Genomic DNA, 17,447 nt, shown 5'->3' on the forward strand with positions numbered 1-17,447 from the left:
AAAGAGGGGGTAAGGGTAACCTCTAAAAACTTCGCCGGCGCCACCATCCGCCCCGGTGTGGAGGTCTTGGCGCCAGGGATGGCGCCATGAAGCCTCCAGGGATGGATTCACGGCGTCCTCCACACCGGGGCGGATGGTGGCGCCGGCGAAGTTTTTAGAGGTTCCCTAAGGGGCTCCCCGGGAATTGTCATGACTTAAAAGCGGATGGCATCGAAACGGATACCGAAGTAGTACTCGTCGTGGGCACCGCTGGTGAACTCTCGCCCGTAAGCTAGATCCAGCTGGACTAAGTCATTGAATATGCTGCGGCTTATCCCGGCGATACCGTCGATGTTGGTGTCATCTTCGGTGTTATCACTTAGTTGCAGTATTACGTCCCAGCGCTCAGTAAAGCGAAAGTCCATGCCTAATGCCCAGAGCCCTTCTGTATCGTCTGTCTGATTGTTATGAGTGGCGCCGAGGTTGGCGTGCAGCGTGGTGCGCTCGCCCCACCTGACGGTGGCGGGGATTACAAGGTAGTGGTCGTGGCGGCGTTCATTACTGTAGTCGTAATGCATGCCGGCTGCCCAGCCCAGGCCATAGCCGTCGCGGTGGGGTTCGCGCCACATCTGTTTGGCCTGGACGTTGGCGAACGCTGCGCCGTCCTCACCTTCTTTGCCGTAGCTGCCCAGCCCCATGCCGGCTTGCCAGTTGCCCGCCCGGCGCAGGTTGAGGTTGGCGAAGGTGGCCATCTCGTCGCCGATCGACCGTTTGTCGTGGTGCTGTTGCCAGAGTTCAAAGCGGCCGGTGCGCCGATCTATCAGTTCGGCCTCAATTAGCCGATAGCCATCTCCGGGGATCGGGAAGCCTTTGCCAAAAGGCCCTCCCGCGGCAGCAACAGGGTTCATCGCCAAGGTGACCGCAGCGCCGAGTGCAGCGATACCCAAACTCAGCTTATGACGCAGCATGTATCCTCCCTCAGGGTTAGTTGTGCCAGGATACTAAAAAATTGCCGCCGATCCTGGCATAATGTTCTGTTTACCATTTCCAGCAAAAGCAGATCTAAGAAGTCTATGGCAAGACGCATACTCGTCACCAGCGCCTTACCCTATGCCAACGGCCCGATCCACCTCGGTCATTTGGTTGAGTACATCCAGACCGATATCTGGGCCCGCTTTCAGCGTCTGCGTGGCCACGAATGCTACTACGTTTGCGCTGACGATGCCCATGGCACACCGATTATGCTCAAGGCGCGTGAGCTCGGGCTGGCCCCGGAGCAGCTCATCGAGCAGATGGCGGCAGCTCATCAGCGTGACTTCGCCGATTTTCTGATCGATTTTGACTGCTATCATTCAACCCACTCAGCGGAGAACCGCCACTTCGCCGAGCTGATCTATCAGCGCCTGTGCGAGGGGGGGCATATCGAGCGGCGCACTATTGAACAGCTCTATGACCCCCAAGAGGGCATGTTTCTGCCCGATCGCTACATCAAGGGCACCTGTCCACGCTGCGCCGCCGCCGATCAGTACGGCGATTCCTGCGAGGTTTGCGGTGCCACTTATACGCCTGTCGAGCTGCGTGATGCGATCTCGGTTATCTCCGGGGAGCGGCCTGTTGTCCGCGAAAGCGAGCATTACTTCTTTCGTCTTGCCGATTTCGAGCCAATGCTACGCGAATGGACCAGCCCTGAACACCTCCAGGCGGAGGTTGTCAACAAGCTCAATGAGTGGTTTGAGGCCGGCTTAAGGGATTGGGATATCTCTCGTGACCCGCCGTATTTCGGTTTTCGTATCCCCGGTACCGAGGAGAAGTACTTCTACGTCTGGCTGGATGCACCGATTGGCTATATGGCCAGTTTCCGTAAGCTGGCCGACGAGCGGGGGATAGATTTTGACGCCTTCTGGGATGCCTCTGCTGCAGAGGGCGAGCTCTATCACTTCATCGGCAAGGATATCGCCTACTTTCATACCCTGTTTTGGCCGGCGATGCTCCACGGGGCGGGGTTCCGCACCCCGAGCGCTGTCTTCTGCCACGGTTTTATGACCATAGACGGGCAGAAGATGTCGAAGTCGCGGGGGACCTTTATCACTGCCCGAACTTATCTTGAGCATCTCGATCCGGAGTATCTGCGCTACTATATCGCCGCCAAGCTGGGCCCGGGTGTCGAGGATATCGATCTGTCTTTCGACGACTTCATGCAGCGTGTCAATTCGGATGTGGTCGGCAAGTTAGTCAATATCGCTAGCCGCTGCGCCGGTTTCATTACCAAGCGTTTTGACGGGCGGTTAGCCCCCAGTCTGCCGGAGCCGACCCTCTATCGTGAGTTTGCCGCCAAGTCTGAGCGTATCGCCGAGCTTTATGAGGGCCGTGACTACTGTCGGGCCCTGCGTGAAATCATGGCGATGGCCGATCAGGCTAACCAGTATATAGATGCTGAAAAGCCTTGGGAGGTGATCAAGGATAGTGAGCGAGCTGCTGAGGTGCAGGGCGTCTGTACGGTTGGGCTGAATCTGTTTCGGGTGCTGATAGTCATGATAAAACCGGTTATGCCCCGCTTGGCTGCGGACTCGGAGGCGTTTCTCAATTTGCCTGAACAAAGCTGGAGCGATATCCAGCAGCCGCTGCTTGACCACCCGATAGAGCGCTTCAAGCCGCTAAAAACCAGAATCGATCAACAGCAGGTAGAGGCCATAATGGAAGCATCCAAACAGAATCTAAGTGGCAGCGACTCGGGTAGCGAGACGGTCAGCGGACAGGCGGGCGAGGACCCTTCAGACGGGCGGTTAGCCGCTGACCCAATTGAGCCAGAATGCACCATTGAGGATTTTTCCCGGCTTGATCTGCGCATCGCTCGGGTAGCCAAGGCCGAGTTGGTGGAGGGGGCGGATAAGCTGCTCCGTCTCGAACTCGATCTGGGTGGCGAGACGCGCCAGGTGTTCGCCGGTGTGCGCCAGGCTTATGAGCCTGAGCAGTTGATCGGCAAGCATGTTGTCTGCCTGGCCAATCTCAAGCCGCGCAAGATGCGCTTCGGCACGTCGGAAGGTATGGTGCTGTGCGCCGGTCCGGGTGGCGATCAACTCTGGGTGGTTGGCCCCGAGCAGGGTGCTGAGCCCGGTATGCGGGTCAAGTAAGGGTCGGATTGACCTGTTGTGGATGTGTTTTTGACCCGCGGAGGTTGCGATGACGATCAAGTCCGATAGCTGGATCAGGCAGAAGGCCGAACACGAGGGGATGATAGACCCATTCGAGCCTGGGCAGGTGCGCGAGGTCGACGGCGAGCGGGTGATCTCCTACGGCACCTCGAGCTACGGCTATGATGTGCGCTGTGCCAAGGATTTTAAGATCTTCACCAACATCAACTCTGCGGTGGTCGATCCGAAGGGGTTCGATGAAAACAGTTTCGTCGATGTGCACGCCGATGTTTGTATCATCCCGCCGAATTCATTCGCCCTCGCCTATACGCTCGAGTATCTGCGCATCCCGCGCAATGTGCTGACCATCTGTCTGGGTAAGTCGACCTACGCTCGCTGTGGGATCATCGTCAATGTCACGCCGCTCGAGCCGGAGTGGGAAGGGCATGTGACCCTGGAGTTTTCCAACACGACCCCGCTGCCGGCGAAGATTTACGCCAATGAGGGGGTGGCGCAGATGCTCTTTTTTGAGTCTGATGAGGTCTGTACTACTTCTTATGCTGATAGGGGTGGTAAGTATATGGGTCAGCGGGGGGTGACGCTGCCGCGCTCTTGAGGCGCAAAAGGGCGGCTCTAATCGCTGCGCTGTGGAGTAATCGCTCTGCTGTGCCTGGCACGCCCCGCTGTGGAGAAATCGCCCCGCTGTGCCAGGCACGCCCCGCTGTGGAGGACGCCGTAAATCCATCCCTGGAGGCTTCATGGCGCCATCCATGGCGCCAAGACCTCCACAGCGGGACGTGCCTGGCACAGCGGGGCGATTACTCCACAGCGGAAGGGCCTGGCACAGCGAGGCGATCAGAGTCAAATCGACTGTAATCACGTACCCGCCAGTTGTAGTATTGATAACTGATGGCTGCTAAAGCCGATAAGAAGTCGTGCTCGACGTGCCCTAAAGGTGCCTCTAAAACTCCCGCCAAGGCAGGATCTGAATCCCGCGTTGAATGCGCGATTCGTTACCGGCATAGATCAGTTGCGGCGTGACTGCCGCGTCGCCAGCTAGTTCGCACCAGCGCTCAAGGCCGCGAAATGCGTCGCGGGTAACCGTCGCTCCAGCCTTAATCTCTACCGGCTGCAGCCGGTCGCCGCAATCGATTACCAGGTCGACCTCGCGCCCGGTACGATCACGCCAAAATGAGATATTGCTAGGACGTCCGGTGTTCCAGCGCGCTTTCAGGTGCTCGGCTAATACCCAGCTCTCGAATAGCGCCCCACGCAGCGGATGGGTGGCGAGCTGCTGGGCGTTTTCTATGCCGAGCAGCCAGCATGCAAGTCCGGAATCCAGCATGTACAGTTTGGGAGTTTTGACCAGGCGCTTGTTGAAGTTGCGGTGATGTGGTGCTAGCCGATGGATGATATAGCTAGCCTCAAGCACGGAAAGCCATTCACGGATGGTGTTATGGCTGACTCCGGTCTCCTCAGCAAGGGCCGATTGGTTGAGTAGTTGTCCCGTTCGCCCCGCGGTCAGGCGCAGGAAGCGCTGAAAAAGAGTCAGGTCACGGACACCGAGGAGCTGGCGAACATCGCGCTCCAGGTAGGTCTGCACATAGGAGCCATGCCAGAGGGAGGGGTCGACCGGTCGGTCGTAAATTGGCGGGTAACTGCCCCGCCACAGAACTTCATGGATATGTTCCGGGAGCTGTTGAGCGGCCTGTAGCTCGTCGCGGGCGAAAGGCAGTAGTGTTAGCATGCCAACCCGTCCGGCTAGGCTCTGAGTCACGGCCGAAACCATGCCGAACTGCTGTGATCCGGTCAAGATCCATTCGCCTAGACGGCCGCTCTGATCGACCCGCCCCTGCAGGTAAGAGAACAGCTCTGGACAACGCTGCACTTCATCTAGAATGGCGCCTTGCGGGTACTGTGCCAGGAAGCCGCGCGGATCTTCTGTAGCAAACTCCCGTAGGTCTGGCTCTTCAAGAGAAATGTAGGGGTGATCGGCGAATAGGGCGCGTACTAAGGTGCTTTTACCGGACTGACGAGGCCCGGTCACGGCGACCACCGGGAAACTGGAGGCGAGTTGCTTGAGTGTGCTTTGGGCGCGGCGTGGGATCATTGTGCTGATTGTAAGTGCTGCTTCCAATTAGCACAATGAGTGCTCAACTTCATTCTGTAATTGCTCTTGGCAGACAAAGTAACAAGCTATTTATTCCCCGGTGACTGCTGATCCCGCTGTGCCAGGCACGTTCCCGCTGTGGAGGTCTTGGCGCCATGGATGGCGCCATGAAGCCTCCAGGGATGGATTTACGGCGTCCTCCACAGCGGGGCGTGCCTGGCACAGCGGGTCGATTACGCCGAGCGGGGCGAGCCTGGCACAGCGGGTCGATTACGCCGAGCGGGGCGTGCCTGGCACAGCGGGTCGATTACGCCGAGCGGGGCGAGCCTGGCACAGAGGGGCGATTACGCCGAGCGGGGCGAGCCTGGCACAGCGGGTCGATTACGCCGAGCGGGGCATGCCTGCACAGCAGGCCGCTTAAAGGCATCGGCTAAAGATCCCCACTGACCGAGCGCAGTTCCATAACCAGAGTCTGACCGCTGGCAATATGCTCAATCTTAAGCGGCAGATTATGCCGCTGCGGATCAACCCAGGCACTCGACTCCTCATCATCGTCACGCCGCATCTTAATTCTCAGCGCCTCGAACCTGCCCGCAGCGACGCGGATCTCCTCCCGTCCCATGCGCTTAAAGGTGTACTCTTTGACATCACCGCCGTCAACGATAGCGTAAGTCAGCTCATCATCTTCGCTATGCATGAGATCGCGCATAATGAGCATCTGCGGTAGCAGGCGATCTACATAGTGCTCTTGCAGCTCGATCGACTCACCATCGTCAAAATGGATCTTGCCGGCATCACGATCGAAGATTATGTCCTCGACCTTCTCATCCCGCCCTTCTCGCTCATGGAGGAAATAGTCGGGGCGAGGCCTGCCGCTAGCCGTTAAGCGCCCTTCACTGGTGTCCGTATAGTCGGTGCCGAGAGCGGCACGGGCGATGCCTTGCGGGGCAACAAACATCTGATAGCGATACCTGTCTGGCCGGGGGTAGGAGAGCTCGAGTGTGCTTCTGCCGAGGGTAAATACCCCGTATTTGACGTCATACTCGGCAAAAAAAGCGGGGATAGGCTCAGTTTGCTCTGCCCTTAGCCGCTCTGTATGAAGCAGGCCGGTGGCGCCGAGGGTAAAGCAGAGAAAAAATGCCGGCAGACTAGTCAGTGCTCGCATGCTGGGCGTTCTCTGTTTCTTCTTCGTGTAATCGAACTGGAGATCTGAGTTGCTCGCCGTCAAGGCGGGGCAAATTGCCATCGAGTTCCAGGCGGCCACTGCTCAGCCAATCCACCGCTCGCGGGTAGATTAGGTGTTCCATGCGCTGGGTTCGGCGCTGGAGTGTCTGCTCCGTATCTTGCTCGGTAACTCTTATCACCCCCTGGATTATTGATGGCCCGGCGTCGAGCTCAGGGGTTACAAAATGGACCGTGCAGCCGTGTTCGCTGACTTGCTCCTCAAGCGCCCGCTGGTGGGTGTGCAGACCACGGAAAGCGGGTAGCAATGAGGGGTGGATGTTAAGGAGGCGGCCCCAGAACGGTTCTATGAAGGTTGGGGTTAAGATGCGCATGAAGCCAGCTAGCACGACGATATCTGTGTCGAGCTCCTTGAGCTTGGCGACTAGTGCTGCGTCAAATGATTCGCGATCGGGGTAGTTGCGGTGATCTACCACGTGCTGTTCAAGGCCGGCTGCAGCTGCACGCTGGAGTCCGTAGGCATCATTACGGTTGCTGATAACAGCGCTTATCTCGCCGGCTAGAGCGCCCTGCGCAGCAGCATCGAGCAGGGCCTGGAGGTTGCTGCCGCTGCCCGAAATTAAGACTGCAATGCGTGGTTTGGGGCTAGTCACACTGCTACCCCGTCGATCTTTAGTCTTGTTCCGTGATCGTTGTCGTACTCGGTTATAACACCTAACTGCCAGGCTGCAATGTCATTGTTATTGAGGTGCTCAAGGGCCGGCTCGAGGTCTGTGGCCTTGACACAGATGACGAATCCTACACCGCAGTTGAAGGTGCGCAGCATCTCGCTGGTTTCGATATTGCCGGCCTTGGCGAGCCAGTGGAATATTTCCGGCCACTGCCAGCCATCCAGGTTAGCTGAGCAGCTCGCCGGGAGCATGCGCGGGAGGTTCTCCGGCAGGCCGCCACCGGTGATGTGGGCAAGCCCTTTAACCGGGAACTTGGCGAGCAGATCGAGCACTGTGCCGACGTAAATGCGGGTTGGTTCGAGGAGCAAATCGAGCAAAGGCGCCCCTGCTACCTGTTCTGCTTGCGGATTGGGATGTTGGTCGAGGATGCGGCGAATGAGCGAGTAGCCATTGGCGTGCGGGCCGGAGGAGGGTAAGGCGATTAGTGCATCGCCGGGGCTAATGGTGGTGCCTTCGATCAGCTCGCTGCGCTCGACGATGCCGACGCAAAAACCTGCTAGATCGTAATCCTCGCCACTGTATATGCCCGGCATTTCGGCTGTTTCACCGCCGAGCAGGGCGGCTCCGGCCTCGCGGCATCCGGCCGCTATGCCCTCGATTACTGCCTGAGCGGTGTCGATATCAAGCTTACCGGTGGCGTAATAGTCCAGGAAGAAGAGCGGCTCGGCGCCTTGAACCACGACGTCGTTGGCACACATGGCCACCAGATCGGCGCCGATCCCGCTGTGTTGGCCTGTCTCTATAGCTAGGCGGAGCTTAGTGCCGACACCGTCGGTGCCGGCGACCATTACCGGTCGGTTATATCCGCTGGGTAGCTCGACTAAGCCGCCAAAGCCGCCAATACCGCCCAACACTTCCGGGCGGCGGGTGGCCTCGACCGCCGATCGGATGCGGTTCACCAGCTCGTTGCCGGCATCTATATCAACACCAGCCGCGCTGTAGGTCATGGGTTTTTGTTCTGACAATTTTCTCTCCCGCTTCGATCTTCCTGGCTGTTGGATCTGCTCAGTGGTGCTCACAGTTTAGCCGCAAAGCGTTGGGTGCGGGTGCGGCTCATGCTATTTTAGAGCACTTTGTTGCTAACCTTACCAGTCTTTGGGCATGCATCTCGAATATATATATCGCCACTGGGCTCTTCTACAAACCTCTTGTGCCTCGGTCAGCCGCATTGCTGAAGGTGTTATGCACCTTACCCGGAAGTCTTCATCGGGCTGCCCAGGGCGTCAAGGCCTCGTTGGCTCACTGCTAACCGCTGGGTTGCTCGCCCTGGTAGTCCTATCCAGCTGTCTGTTTAGCCCCAGGTTAGCTGCTCAAGGGGATTTCTTCATGGTTGAGACTGGTGTCGATGACAGGCTTGAGGCCTCGCGCGAACAGGCCATAGAGCGGGGTTTAGAGCAACTTATTGGCATTATGACTGGCGAGTATCAAGGCTTAGACGAGGATCATCCGGCCTATGGCATGTTGGCCGAGGCTGAGAGGCACCTGGAAGGCTATCGCTATACTCGCCTGAACGGTGAGTTGGGCGTGGAATTGCGCTTTGATGCAAGCTCAATTAAGGCGGAGCTTGGCGAGCGGGAAGTGGCTGTCTGGGGTCGGCATAGGCGTCCTTTGCTGGTCTGGGCCTTTGCCGATTTCAATGGTCAGCGGGTGATGCTCAGCGATAGGCACACCGGCTACACCGTAGAACAGCTTGAGGTGGTTGAGGCCCTGCGCACCCAAGCTAGAGAGCGGGGATTGCCACTGTTGTTCCCGCTGCTCGACTGGCAGGACCGGCGCAGCCTGGGGTATGCCGATGTCTGGGGTGGTTTTACGCAGAATATTCGTGAAGCCTCAGAACGTTATGGCGGCGCTGCGGTGATCAGTGTCGGTTTGCGGCGCACTTCAACGGGCGCTTGGCGGGGGCATTGGACGGCCATATTGGGCGAAGAGAGCATTGCTTATCGCAGTGGTCCTGGGGCCCTCGATGAAGTGATCGGTGATGCCTTAGATCTGATCGGCCAGCGTTTCGTTGAGCGCTATGCAGCTATTCCTGGTGACCCGGAAGGGCGGCGCATGGAGGTGGTTATACTCGGCATAGAGGGGCTAGAGGACTATGTAGCAATGCAGCGCAGGCTGCGCCAGATTGCTGGGGTCGATGCGGTCAATATTAGACGAGTGGAGGGGCGCCGGGCGATGCTGGAGTTGGTCCTGAGCCATAATATGGATCTGGTGTTGGAGGATTTGGATGATCTTCCGCAGCTATTGGTTGAGCCTCTGCCGAGCGTTGATTTTGGTGAGGAGGCAGGTAGGGTTGTAAGGGCTTACCGCTGGCGCGGTGATCGATAGCAGCCCAGTTAAGCGGCGAAGCTCGACCGGGCTGTCGGGCTTTATTATTCCCAATCGTAAGTCAGTGTAACCAAGGTTGTAGAGTCGTAGCGGTGATCTGCAGTTGTCTTGTTATCGTAATCGTAGTTGAACTGCAGGCTGGCACTTAGATTCTCGCGCACCGGCATGCGCACGCCGGTTCGGGTGGTCGCGTACCAGTTGTCGCTATCATCGGCCATCATGACGAATTCATGGCGGTGGAAGATGCGCACTGAATCTTCCCAGACGTATTGGCGGTAATCGAGTGCCCAGCGTGCTGCGCCCTCGCCTGAGGTATCGCGCTCTTCGAGTGTTTCTTCGTGTATATAGCTCGGGCCGAACTCAACCGACAGACGAATCTGGTCATCGTCAAAGAACTGGTAACCGGCACCAGCGCCGACTGAGTAGCGGCTGTAGAGATCACGCATCCTGTCCTGACGCCAGGATAGTGAGGTGTTGGCGTACCAGGGGCCATGGAAGAACCAGTCGTAGCCGCTCGCGGCGCGGGTGTTGTTGACGTCTTCTTTGCCATCTGACTCGCCGCGGTTCGCCTCGGCATCGAACGTGAAACGATGTTCGCGGGTGCGTTGGAGGTAGTCAAAGGTCAGGGAGTAGCGTTCCGAGTCGGTATTGCCGCGATTTATCGATGCGCCTAAAGTGGCAGTTGCCTCTAATGAGTCATCATCTTCGGCCACGACAGATATTGGAGTACTGAGCAGGAGTGCTGCCATTAGCGGTGCCAGGGTTTTTGTATGCGGTCTCATATCGTACTGCTCTTGATTTTTATAGGCTTATTGGCGCTAACCTGCCGGAGGTTACCATTTTAGGCTTTTCAGAGCCAATCTGCGGCCAGTATAGTCTTTACCATCCCTAACAATAAAAGTGCTCTTAGTTAGCAGATTGAGAAATCAGATGGCAGTGCAGTTGCCTTTGGATATAAAGTGGAATGAGTCGGCCAGCCTTGAACGGTTCATCGCCGGGGCCAATGCCGAGAGTGCTAACTGGGTTGCTGCCGCGGCTGAAGGGCGTAATCAGGGGCCGGCGCTCTTTCTCCACGGGCCGCCCGCAACGGGCAAGAGCCATTTGCTCCAGGGGGCCTGTAAGCGGGCGGCAGCAAACGGTACACCGGCTGCCTATCTGCCCTTAAGCCAGTTAGGCGGATACGGCGCGGCACTGTTCGAAGGTTTTGAGCAGGCCGGGCTTGTCGCAGTGGATGATGTCGATGTCCTGGAGGTGGACGATGGTATGCAACACGGCCTATTTCATTTTTTTAATCGGGCGGTAGAGAGTGGTTGTTCGCTGCTCTTTGCAGCGCGGCAACCGCCGTCTCAGCTCACTTTGCAGTTGGCCGATCTGCGCTCGCGGTTAAGTTGGGGGGTGGTTATCGCCTTGCAGCAGCCTGATGAGCAGACCTGTTTGCTGATTCTGCGCCAACGCGCATCTATACGGGGGTTAGATTTGCCGCCGGCGACGGCGCGCTACCTGATCCGTCGTTTGCCGCGTAGTATAGCTATATTGCTGGACGTCTTTGATGACCTTGATCGCGCCTCCTTGGCCCAAGGCAGACGGTTAACGGTCCCCTTTGTGCGCGGGTACTTAAATCAGCAGGGCCTGCTTGGCGAATCAGCCCCCGGGACCGCTAGTTAATTCACTGATGGGGTTTCGTAAACACCCAAATTGTCGGATATAAAGCGCTAATGCCAAGACTGCCTCAGTTGTCGGTCACTAAACTTAAGCCGGTCATAGATAAAACCCAGGACTTTGGTGCCTATCTGCTGCAGCGCATTAGTGCTGATGAGTGCTTGAAAAGCGCCGCCATGCTCGCCTACGTAACCCTGTTGGCGATTGTGCCGCTGTTGACCATTGCCTTCTCAGTGCTCGCGGCATTCCCTGTCTTTGAGGGTATGACCGACAGGTTGCGTGAGTTGATGGTTGAGCACCTGGTGCCGGCGGCTAGTGAGGTGGTCGATGACCATCTCGAGAGTTTCGTCGGTCGGGCGGCGGAGTTGACCGCGGTAGGTGTTGTTGGTCTGGCGGTTTCATCTTTGTTGCTGCTTAATACCGCCGAGCGGGTTCTCAACGGCATATGGGGAGTTAGCCAGCCGCGTCCTGCGATGCAGCGGATCATGGTCTATTGGACAGTGCTGACTGTTGGGCCGTTGATGATCGGCGCGGCTATTGTCGCAACCCCCGGTATAGGCGGCTTGGCTATCGGTCCGGTGGAGGTGGAGCCGACTTCGGCGATGGTCAGTATCGCGACTGCAGTGGCGCCATTCCTGGTCCAAGCAGTGATCTTCACCTTAATCTATGCACTCGTACCTAATCGACCGGTGCGCTTGCTCCATGCCGTGGTCGGCGGGGCCATGGCATCATTGCTGTTCGAGGTTGCAAAGTTCGGGTTCGCCAAGTTTGTCAGTACTGTGCCGACTTATGAGGCGATCTACGGCGCCTTGGCGGCGTTGCCGCTCTTTTTGATCTGGCTCTACATCTCATGGCTGGTTATCTTGGTTGGCGCTGAAATAGCCCATGCGCTGGATGGTTACCGCCGCCGAGCGGACTTAGAGTTGAGTGATCAGCGCTGGGAAATGGTCCTGGCCATCCGCTTGCTAGGCCACTTGTTCAATGCTCAGCGCCAAGGCGAGGCGATTGATCAGGCGGGCTTGCTGGAGTTGGAGCCGGAGGCGGGTGAACAGGCGGTGGAGAGGGTGCTACAGGAGTTACGTCGGGCGAAGATCGTGGACCAAAATTGGCAAGGTAAGTGGGTTTTGATTCGCGATATGGCCAGTTTTACACTGGAAGATCTCCACAGAACCAGCGCCTTTCGCTTACCCAGTTCTGCTGAGATAGGTGAACAGGGAGGGCTATGGGAGAGGCGCTTGGCGGATCGGGTGCGGCGCTTGGAGGAGCGGCGTGAGGCGATATTTGAGATATCCTTAAGCGAGCTTTTTGCTAGCAGTAGAGGTTAAGCCGAGTATGGCAGAGAGTCTGCATTGCTACGTCAGCGGCCTAGTCCAAGGGGTCTGTTTTCGTGCCTATACTCAGGAGAAGGCGCGCCAGTTAGGTCTCAGCGGCTATGTCCGCAATCTCGCCGACGGTCGAGTAGAGGTACTGGCTAGTGGTGATCCGGCTCAGCTTGCCGAGTTGCGTCAGTGGTTGCACCAAGGCCCTCCTGCGGCCCGGGTCGAGCAGGTCGATTGCCAGCAGAGCGAGGAGCAGCCAAGCGGCGGCTTTGTTGTCAAGTAAAGTATTTAAAGATCCGCTCTGATTAGTTCCTGATAGCCCTCGCGGAAGGTTGGGTACTGAAACCTGAAACCGCTCGCCTTGAGCTTGCTATTGTCGCCACGCTTGCTGCCCACGCCGCGGGTGTTTGACGAGCTCGCTTCATCCCGAGGGGGGCTGGGTAGGCCGAGCTGTTCGGCAATAAATTCCATGACCTGACATTGAGTGGTGGGCTCGTCGTCTACACCTAGGTAAATGCCGGCGGGTGTCGTAGCTCGGCCAAGGTGGACCAGCATCCCTACCGCATCATCCGCGTGGATGCGATTGGTAAAACCGTCTGGGCGACAGGGTTCCCCCTTCTTTACTTTATTGATGAACATATCGCGACCTGGCCCGTATATGCCGCCTAATCTGGCAATGGCGCTAGGCCAGGGGCAATCCGCGGCGAGTTGCTCGGCCTCGAGCAGCCGCTGGCCGGAGAAACGCCCCGGTTCGGTGGGGCTGGTCTCGTCTATCCATTCACCCTGCTGTTGACCATATACCCCGGTGCTGGAGACAAAAACCAGTCGCCGCGGTGACTGGCCTCGGTTGATCAATGCGTCGCGCAGATTGCTCAGGCCGTCAACGAATGCACTACGGTAGCTTTGATCGTCGAACTGCGCCGGGGTGACTATATAGTAGATTAGCGAGATGTCCTGCGGGTGGCCTCTAAAAACTTCGCCGGCGCCACCATCCGCCTCGGTGTGGAGGTCTTGGCGCCATGAAGCCTCCAGGGCTGGATTCACGGCGTCCTCCACACCGGGGCGGATGGTGGCGCCGGCGAAGTTTTTAGAGGTTCCCTGCGGCAGGCATTTGCTAAGCTGCGCCGTGTCCATGAGGTCGGCCTTAATCGGCTCTATCCCGGCGGGCAGTTGTTCGGGGCGGCGCCGTAGGCCGAAGACCCGGGCACCCTCGGCCTGCAGCTGCAGGGCGACGGCCTGTCCAAGTCGGCCGCAGCCGGCAATCAAGACTGTCTCATTGGCATGTCTGGAGTTCGCTGGCAATTGCTGCTCGGCGTGATTCATATAATCTCCATAAAGAGTTTCCCTAGCGGGAATGGCGTGGCTAAACAGTTACATATTAATCCGGTTTTTAAGCCACGCGACGATGTCATCACGCGGTACAGAGCTCGGTTCTTCATCATTACGGCCTTTGTACTCGATGACATCCTCTTGAATCGCTTTGGGGCTGACTACAACGCGGTGCGGGATGCCGATTAGTTCGATATCGGCGAACTTAACCCCGGGGCGCGAGTCGCGGTCGTCGTAAAGCACATCTATACCTGAGGCAGTAAGCTCGCCGTAGAGGGCCTCTGCCGCCTCAGTTACCTCCGGCTGATCGGCCTTTATCGGTACTAGTGCGACCTGGAAAGGGGCGATTGGGTCGGGCCAATGGATGCCCTTTTGGTCATGGTTCTGTTCGATGGCAGCGGCCACCACACGCGATACACCTATGCCGTAACAACCCATGGTTACGGTGCGCTCCTGGCCTTGCTCGTCAAGGACCGTAGCGCCCATGGCATTACTGTAGGTCGTGCCGAGTTGGAAGATGTGACCAACCTCAATGCCGCGGCGAATGGTAAGGGTCCCGGCGCCATCGGGACTTGGGTCGCCGTGCTCGACGCTGCGCAGATCGGCTGTTTCGGGCTCCGGTAGGTCCCTGCCCCAGTTTACCCCGCGCAGATGGTAGCCATCTTGGTTGGCGCCGCAGACAAAGTCACTCACCTGAACTGCCGCGTAGTCGGCGATCAGGCGGACCCCCTCCAGCCCCACCGGACCTAAAGAGCCGAATGGGCACCCGAGCTGCTGCTCGACCCGTTCAGCGCTAGCAAAGGTTAGCGGTTTGGCCAGTGCTGGGTGCTTTTCAGCCTTGAGCTCATTAAGCTCGTGATCGCCACGCAGCAGCAGGGCAACTAATTCGTCCTCTGCTCCCTCAACGATCAGGATCTTAATGTTGCGATCGCTCGGCACCCCTAAGTATTCACTGACCTCGGCTATGCTGTGCTGGCCTGGGGTGGCGACCCGCTCCATCTCCATCTGCGGTTGCGGTCGTGGTTGCTGAGCCGGCAGGGTGGGGGCAAGTTCGACATTGGCCGCGTAGCCGCTCTGTTCGCAGACAGCGATGGCGTCTTCCCCGGAGTCGGCCAGTACCATGAACTCGTGGGAGATGTTGCCGCCGATTGCCCCGGTGTCGGCCTCTACCGCCTCGAATGCTAAACCGGCGCGGGCAAAGATCCGACAATATGCCTCGTGCATCGCCCTGTATTCGCGGGCCAGGCAAGCGCTGTCGAGGTGAAACGAGTAGGCGTCCTTCATCAGGAACTCGCGGGCGCGCATAACCCCGAAGCGGGGGCGTATCTCGTCGCGGAACTTGGTCTGGATCTGGTAGTAGTTGATCGGCAGCTGCTTGTAGCTACGTATTTCGCGGCGAAAGAGATCGGTGATGACCTCCTCATGGGTGGGGCCAAAGCAGAAGTCCCGCTCGTGACGATCCTTGATGCGGAGCAGCTCAGGGCCATACTTGTCCCAGCGCGTCGATTCCTGCCAGAGCTCGGCCGGCTGGACCGCTGGCATGAGAACTTCCAGCGCCCCGGCACGGTTCATCTCCTCGCGGACTATCCGTTCGACCCGCTGTAAGACCCGTAACCCCAAGGGCATCCAGGTATAGAGGCCGGAGGAGAGGCGGCGGATTAGGCCGGCCCGCAGCATCAGCTGGTGGCTGACTATCTCGGCATCGGCGGGTGTCTCACGCAGGGTTGAGAGCGGGAATCGGCTGACGCGCATCGAGCTTGCTCCATAGATAGTTGCTTTGCTGCCCGTATTCTTGTCGCTACAGCCGTAAATTTCAAATTTGGATGCATGTCCAAAATCTTCTTCGTGTCCAAAACCTTTTTTGGGCACCTCTAAGGACTCCCCCGGCGCCATCAGCCGCCCCGGTGTGGAGGTCTTGGCGCCATGGATGGCGCCATGAAGCCTCCAGGGATGGATTCACGGCGTCCTCCACACCGGGGCGGCTGATGGCGCCGGGGGAGTTTTGGGGGGCAGTTGGTTGCCCTGGTGTGGAGGTCATGGCGCCATGGATGGCGCCATTAACTTGACCGTAATCTGCAATGGCAGTAGTTTAACCCGTTTATCCGGCGGGCACGTTAAAGTGGGAGCGACTAACCGATGCGACACATCATCTCGATGCTAGTGGAGAATGAATCCGGCGCGCTATCGCGCATTGCGGGCATGTTTACTGCGCGCGGTTACAACATCGAGTGTCTGACTGTTGCCCCGACCGACGATCCAACCATATCCCGACTGACCTTGGTTACCATCGGCGATGACGAGATTATCGAACAGATAATCAAGCAGCTTAATAAGTTGCTTGACGTGGTCAAGGTCGTGGACATGACCGAAGGTCGGCATATCGAGCGTGAGATGATGCTCATCAAGGTAGCTGCCGGTTCCCCGGAGCAGCGCGATGAGCTCAAGCGATTGGCGGATATATTCCGCGGCCGGGTGCTCGATGTAACTGAGAAGATCTACACGGTCGAACTCACCGGAACCAGTGACAAGCTGGACGCTTTGATCGATGCCATTGGCGGTAGCAATATACTTGAGGTTGTCCGCTCCGGAGTAATCGGCATCAGCCGCGGCGAGCGTCACTTGCGAGTTTAATTTTTACCAATCACCACCCAGGGGGAAATAATGAAGGTTTATTACGACCAGGATGCAGATCTTGCTCAGATTACCAAGCGCCGTGTGGCCATAATCGGTTATGGCTCACAGGGGCATGCTCATGCCAACAATCTCAAGGAGTCTGGGGTTGATGTAGTAGTGGGGCTGCGTACTGGATCCGCCTCGGCTGCGAAGGCCGAAGCGGCTGGGCTGCAAGTGGCCTCTATCGAGGATGCGGCAGCCAGCGCTGATGTGGTTATGATGCTTGCCCCGGATGAGCACCAGCCGGCTATCTTTGAGCAGCAGGTGGCCCCTAATCTTAAACCCGGTGCGGCGATAGCCTTTGCCCACGGCTTTAACATCCACTATGGGCAGATTGCCCCGGGCAAGGGCTACGACGTGATTATGATTGCCCCGAAGGGCCCCGGCCATCTGGTTCGCTCGACTTATGTCGCCGGCGGCGGTGTCCCGTCGCTGATCGCTATTCACCAGGATGGTAGTGGTCAGGCCAAAGAGATAGCCCTAGCTTATGCGGTGGCTAATGGCGGCGGCCGTTCCGGTATCATTGAGACTAGCTTCCGTGAAGAGACGGAGACCGATCTCTTTGGTGAGCAGACGGTGCTCTGCGGTGGTATTGCAGCGCTAATCGAGGCCGGGTTCGAGACCTTGGTCGAGGCCGGTTACGCGCCTGAGATGGCCTACTTTGAGTGCCTGCATGAGACTAAGCTGATTGTTGATCTGCTCTATGAGGGCGGTCTTGCCAATATGCGCTACTCCGTTTCCAATACTGCCGAGTATGGGGACTTTACGCGTGGCCCGCGGGTTATCAACGAGCAGTCGCGCGCGGCTATGAAGGAGATCCTGCGCGAGATCCAGAATGGCGAGTTTGCCAAGGAGTTCGTGCTCGAGAACAAGGCAGGTGCGCCCACTCTCCATGCCCGTCGGCGCCTCTCTGCCGAGCACCAGATTGAAGAGGTGGGCGAGAGACTGCGTGGCATGATGCCTTGGATCACAGCCAACAAGCTCGTTGATCGCGACTAATCCAGTACCC

General features: G+C 58.0%; 17 protein-coding genes. 9 read left to right on the forward strand and 8 right to left on the reverse strand.

Annotated elements, in window-relative coordinates; all coding sequences use genetic code 11:
* Nucleotides 1-194 precede the first annotated feature (194 nt).
* Entirely contained in the window at nucleotides 195-947 is a 753-nt protein-coding gene (locus tag HH1059_RS02315) for a hypothetical protein (RefSeq protein ID WP_096407822.1), read from the reverse strand.
* A 105-nt stretch (nucleotides 948-1,052) separates the two neighbouring features.
* On the opposite strand from HH1059_RS02315, the gene metG reads away from it, so the two are divergent.
* Both metG and dcd read left to right on the forward strand, forming a co-directional pair.
* Nucleotides 1,053-3,110, forward strand: coding sequence for a methionine--tRNA ligase (metG, locus tag HH1059_RS02320; RefSeq protein ID WP_096407824.1), 2,058 nt, complete (start codon nucleotides 1,053-1,055; stop codon nucleotides 3,108-3,110).
* Nucleotides 3,111-3,159: 49 nt separating this feature from the next.
* Entirely contained in the window at nucleotides 3,160-3,726 is a 567-nt protein-coding gene (gene dcd / locus HH1059_RS02325) for a dCTP deaminase (RefSeq protein WP_096407827.1), read from the forward strand.
* A gap of 345 nt (nucleotides 3,727-4,071) precedes the next feature.
* Here dcd and HH1059_RS02330 read toward each other — a convergent pair whose 3' ends face one another.
* Nucleotides 4,072-5,220 (reverse strand): ATP-binding protein, encoded by a 1,149-nt coding sequence (locus tag HH1059_RS02330; RefSeq protein WP_096407829.1) that lies wholly within the window; start codon nucleotides 5,218-5,220, stop codon nucleotides 4,072-4,074.
* A gap of 100 nt (nucleotides 5,221-5,320) precedes the next feature.
* Here HH1059_RS02330 and HH1059_RS13755 point away from each other — a divergent pair, with 100 nt between their 5' ends.
* Nucleotides 5,321-5,641, forward strand: a complete 321-nt coding sequence (locus HH1059_RS13755; protein ID WP_231901999.1) for a hypothetical protein — start codon at nucleotides 5,321-5,323, stop codon at nucleotides 5,639-5,641.
* Between the two features lie 9 nt (nucleotides 5,642-5,650).
* Here the strand turns inward: HH1059_RS13755 and HH1059_RS02335 are convergent, their stop codons facing one another.
* From HH1059_RS02335 to purM, 3 genes are read right to left on the reverse strand one after another with little or no spacing between them, the layout of a single operon-like run.
* Nucleotides 5,651-6,385, reverse strand: coding sequence for a DUF3108 domain-containing protein (locus HH1059_RS02335; protein ID WP_162549315.1), 735 nt, complete (start codon nucleotides 6,383-6,385; stop codon nucleotides 5,651-5,653).
* The gene (purN, locus tag HH1059_RS02340; protein ID WP_096407834.1) at nucleotides 6,369-7,055 is read right to left on the reverse strand and encodes a phosphoribosylglycinamide formyltransferase; all 687 of its coding nucleotides are present in this window, start codon (nucleotides 7,053-7,055) and stop codon (nucleotides 6,369-6,371) included. The genes HH1059_RS02335 and purN overlap by 17 nt, the downstream gene beginning before the upstream one ends.
* Entirely contained in the window at nucleotides 7,052-8,080 is a 1,029-nt protein-coding gene (purM, locus tag HH1059_RS02345; protein ID WP_200232641.1) for a phosphoribosylformylglycinamidine cyclo-ligase, read from the reverse strand. The genes purN and purM overlap by 4 nt, the downstream gene beginning before the upstream one ends.
* Before the next feature lie 154 nt (nucleotides 8,081-8,234).
* Here purM and HH1059_RS02350 point away from each other — a divergent pair, with 154 nt between their 5' ends.
* The gene (locus tag HH1059_RS02350; protein ID WP_096407839.1) at nucleotides 8,235-9,458 is read left to right on the forward strand and encodes a DUF2066 domain-containing protein; all 1,224 of its coding nucleotides are present in this window, start codon (nucleotides 8,235-8,237) and stop codon (nucleotides 9,456-9,458) included.
* A 44-nt stretch (nucleotides 9,459-9,502) separates the two neighbouring features.
* Here the strand turns inward: HH1059_RS02350 and HH1059_RS02355 are convergent, their stop codons facing one another.
* Complete coding sequence (locus HH1059_RS02355; RefSeq protein WP_096407842.1) at nucleotides 9,503-10,240, reverse strand: DUF481 domain-containing protein; 738 nt, start codon at nucleotides 10,238-10,240, stop codon at nucleotides 9,503-9,505.
* 148 nt (nucleotides 10,241-10,388) lie between these two features.
* Here HH1059_RS02355 and hda point away from each other — a divergent pair, with 148 nt between their 5' ends.
* Genes hda through HH1059_RS02370 form a run of 3 tightly spaced genes read left to right on the forward strand, consistent with a single transcriptional unit; the run spans nucleotide 10,389 to nucleotide 12,719 of the window.
* Nucleotides 10,389-11,123: a DnaA regulatory inactivator Hda gene (hda, locus tag HH1059_RS02360; protein ID WP_096407844.1), complete on the forward strand. Its 735-nt coding sequence runs from the start codon at nucleotides 10,389-10,391 to the stop codon at nucleotides 11,121-11,123.
* Nucleotides 11,124-11,173: 50 nt separating this feature from the next.
* A complete protein-coding gene (locus HH1059_RS02365; protein WP_096407847.1) occupies nucleotides 11,174-12,442 on the forward strand; it encodes a YihY family inner membrane protein in 1,269 nt (422 codons plus the stop codon).
* A 7-nt stretch (nucleotides 12,443-12,449) separates the two neighbouring features.
* Nucleotides 12,450-12,719 carry an acylphosphatase gene (locus HH1059_RS02370; RefSeq protein ID WP_096407849.1) on the forward strand — a complete coding sequence of 90 codons (270 nt, stop codon included), beginning with the start codon at nucleotides 12,450-12,452 and terminating at the stop codon, nucleotides 12,717-12,719.
* Between the two features lie 5 nt (nucleotides 12,720-12,724).
* On the opposite strand, the gene HH1059_RS02375 is transcribed toward HH1059_RS02370, so the two are convergent.
* Together HH1059_RS02375 and HH1059_RS02380 are read right to left on the reverse strand one after the other, a co-directional pair.
* Complete coding sequence (locus tag HH1059_RS02375) at nucleotides 12,725-13,759, reverse strand: SDR family oxidoreductase (protein ID WP_096407852.1); 1,035 nt, start codon at nucleotides 13,757-13,759, stop codon at nucleotides 12,725-12,727.
* Between the two features lie 48 nt (nucleotides 13,760-13,807).
* Nucleotides 13,808-15,517, reverse strand: a complete 1,710-nt coding sequence (locus HH1059_RS02380) for a proline--tRNA ligase (protein ID WP_096410297.1) — start codon at nucleotides 15,515-15,517, stop codon at nucleotides 13,808-13,810.
* A 384-nt stretch (nucleotides 15,518-15,901) separates the two neighbouring features.
* On the opposite strand from HH1059_RS02380, the gene ilvN reads away from it, so the two are divergent.
* Together ilvN and ilvC are read left to right on the forward strand one after the other, a co-directional pair.
* A complete protein-coding gene (ilvN, locus tag HH1059_RS02385; RefSeq protein WP_096407855.1) occupies nucleotides 15,902-16,396 on the forward strand; it encodes an acetolactate synthase small subunit in 495 nt (164 codons plus the stop codon).
* 30 nt (nucleotides 16,397-16,426) lie between these two features.
* Nucleotides 16,427-17,437: a ketol-acid reductoisomerase gene (gene ilvC, locus HH1059_RS02390; RefSeq protein WP_096407857.1), complete on the forward strand. Its 1,011-nt coding sequence runs from the start codon at nucleotides 16,427-16,429 to the stop codon at nucleotides 17,435-17,437.
* Nucleotides 17,438-17,447: the final 10 nt, after the last annotated feature.

It is taken from the genome of Halorhodospira halochloris (assembly GCF_002356555.2).
In the GTDB taxonomy this organism is placed as follows: domain Bacteria; phylum Pseudomonadota; class Gammaproteobacteria; order Nitrococcales; family Halorhodospiraceae; genus Halorhodospira; species Halorhodospira halochloris.

Coding starts and splice junctions, on each gene's coding strand:
- HH1059_RS02315 (WP_096407822.1), bottom strand. CDS start 947: ATGCTGCGTCATAAGCTGAGTTTGGGTATCGCTGCACTCGGCGCTGCG.
- metG (WP_096407824.1), top strand. CDS start 1,053: ATGGCAAGACGCATACTCGTCACCAGCGCCTTACCCTATGCCAACGGC.
- dcd (WP_096407827.1), top strand. CDS start 3,160: ATGACGATCAAGTCCGATAGCTGGATCAGGCAGAAGGCCGAACACGAG.
- HH1059_RS02330 (WP_096407829.1), bottom strand. CDS start 5,220: ATGATCCCACGCCGCGCCCAAAGCACACTCAAGCAACTCGCCTCCAGT.
- HH1059_RS02335 (WP_162549315.1), bottom strand. CDS start 6,385: ATGCGAGCACTGACTAGTCTGCCGGCATTTTTTCTCTGCTTTACCCTC.
- purM (WP_200232641.1), bottom strand. CDS start 8,080: ATGACCTACAGCGCGGCTGGTGTTGATATAGATGCCGGCAACGAGCTG.
- HH1059_RS02350 (WP_096407839.1), top strand. CDS start 8,235: ATGCATCTCGAATATATATATCGCCACTGGGCTCTTCTACAAACCTCT.
- HH1059_RS02355 (WP_096407842.1), bottom strand. CDS start 10,240: ATGAGACCGCATACAAAAACCCTGGCACCGCTAATGGCAGCACTCCTG.
- hda (WP_096407844.1), top strand. CDS start 10,389: ATGGCAGTGCAGTTGCCTTTGGATATAAAGTGGAATGAGTCGGCCAGC.
- HH1059_RS02365 (WP_096407847.1), top strand. CDS start 11,174: ATGCCAAGACTGCCTCAGTTGTCGGTCACTAAACTTAAGCCGGTCATA.
- HH1059_RS02370 (WP_096407849.1), top strand. CDS start 12,450: ATGGCAGAGAGTCTGCATTGCTACGTCAGCGGCCTAGTCCAAGGGGTC.
- HH1059_RS02375 (WP_096407852.1), bottom strand. CDS start 13,759: ATGAATCACGCCGAGCAGCAATTGCCAGCGAACTCCAGACATGCCAAT.
- HH1059_RS02380 (WP_096410297.1), bottom strand. CDS start 15,517: ATGCGCGTCAGCCGATTCCCGCTCTCAACCCTGCGTGAGACACCCGCC.
- ilvN (WP_096407855.1), top strand. CDS start 15,902: ATGCGACACATCATCTCGATGCTAGTGGAGAATGAATCCGGCGCGCTA.
- ilvC (WP_096407857.1), top strand. CDS start 16,427: ATGAAGGTTTATTACGACCAGGATGCAGATCTTGCTCAGATTACCAAG.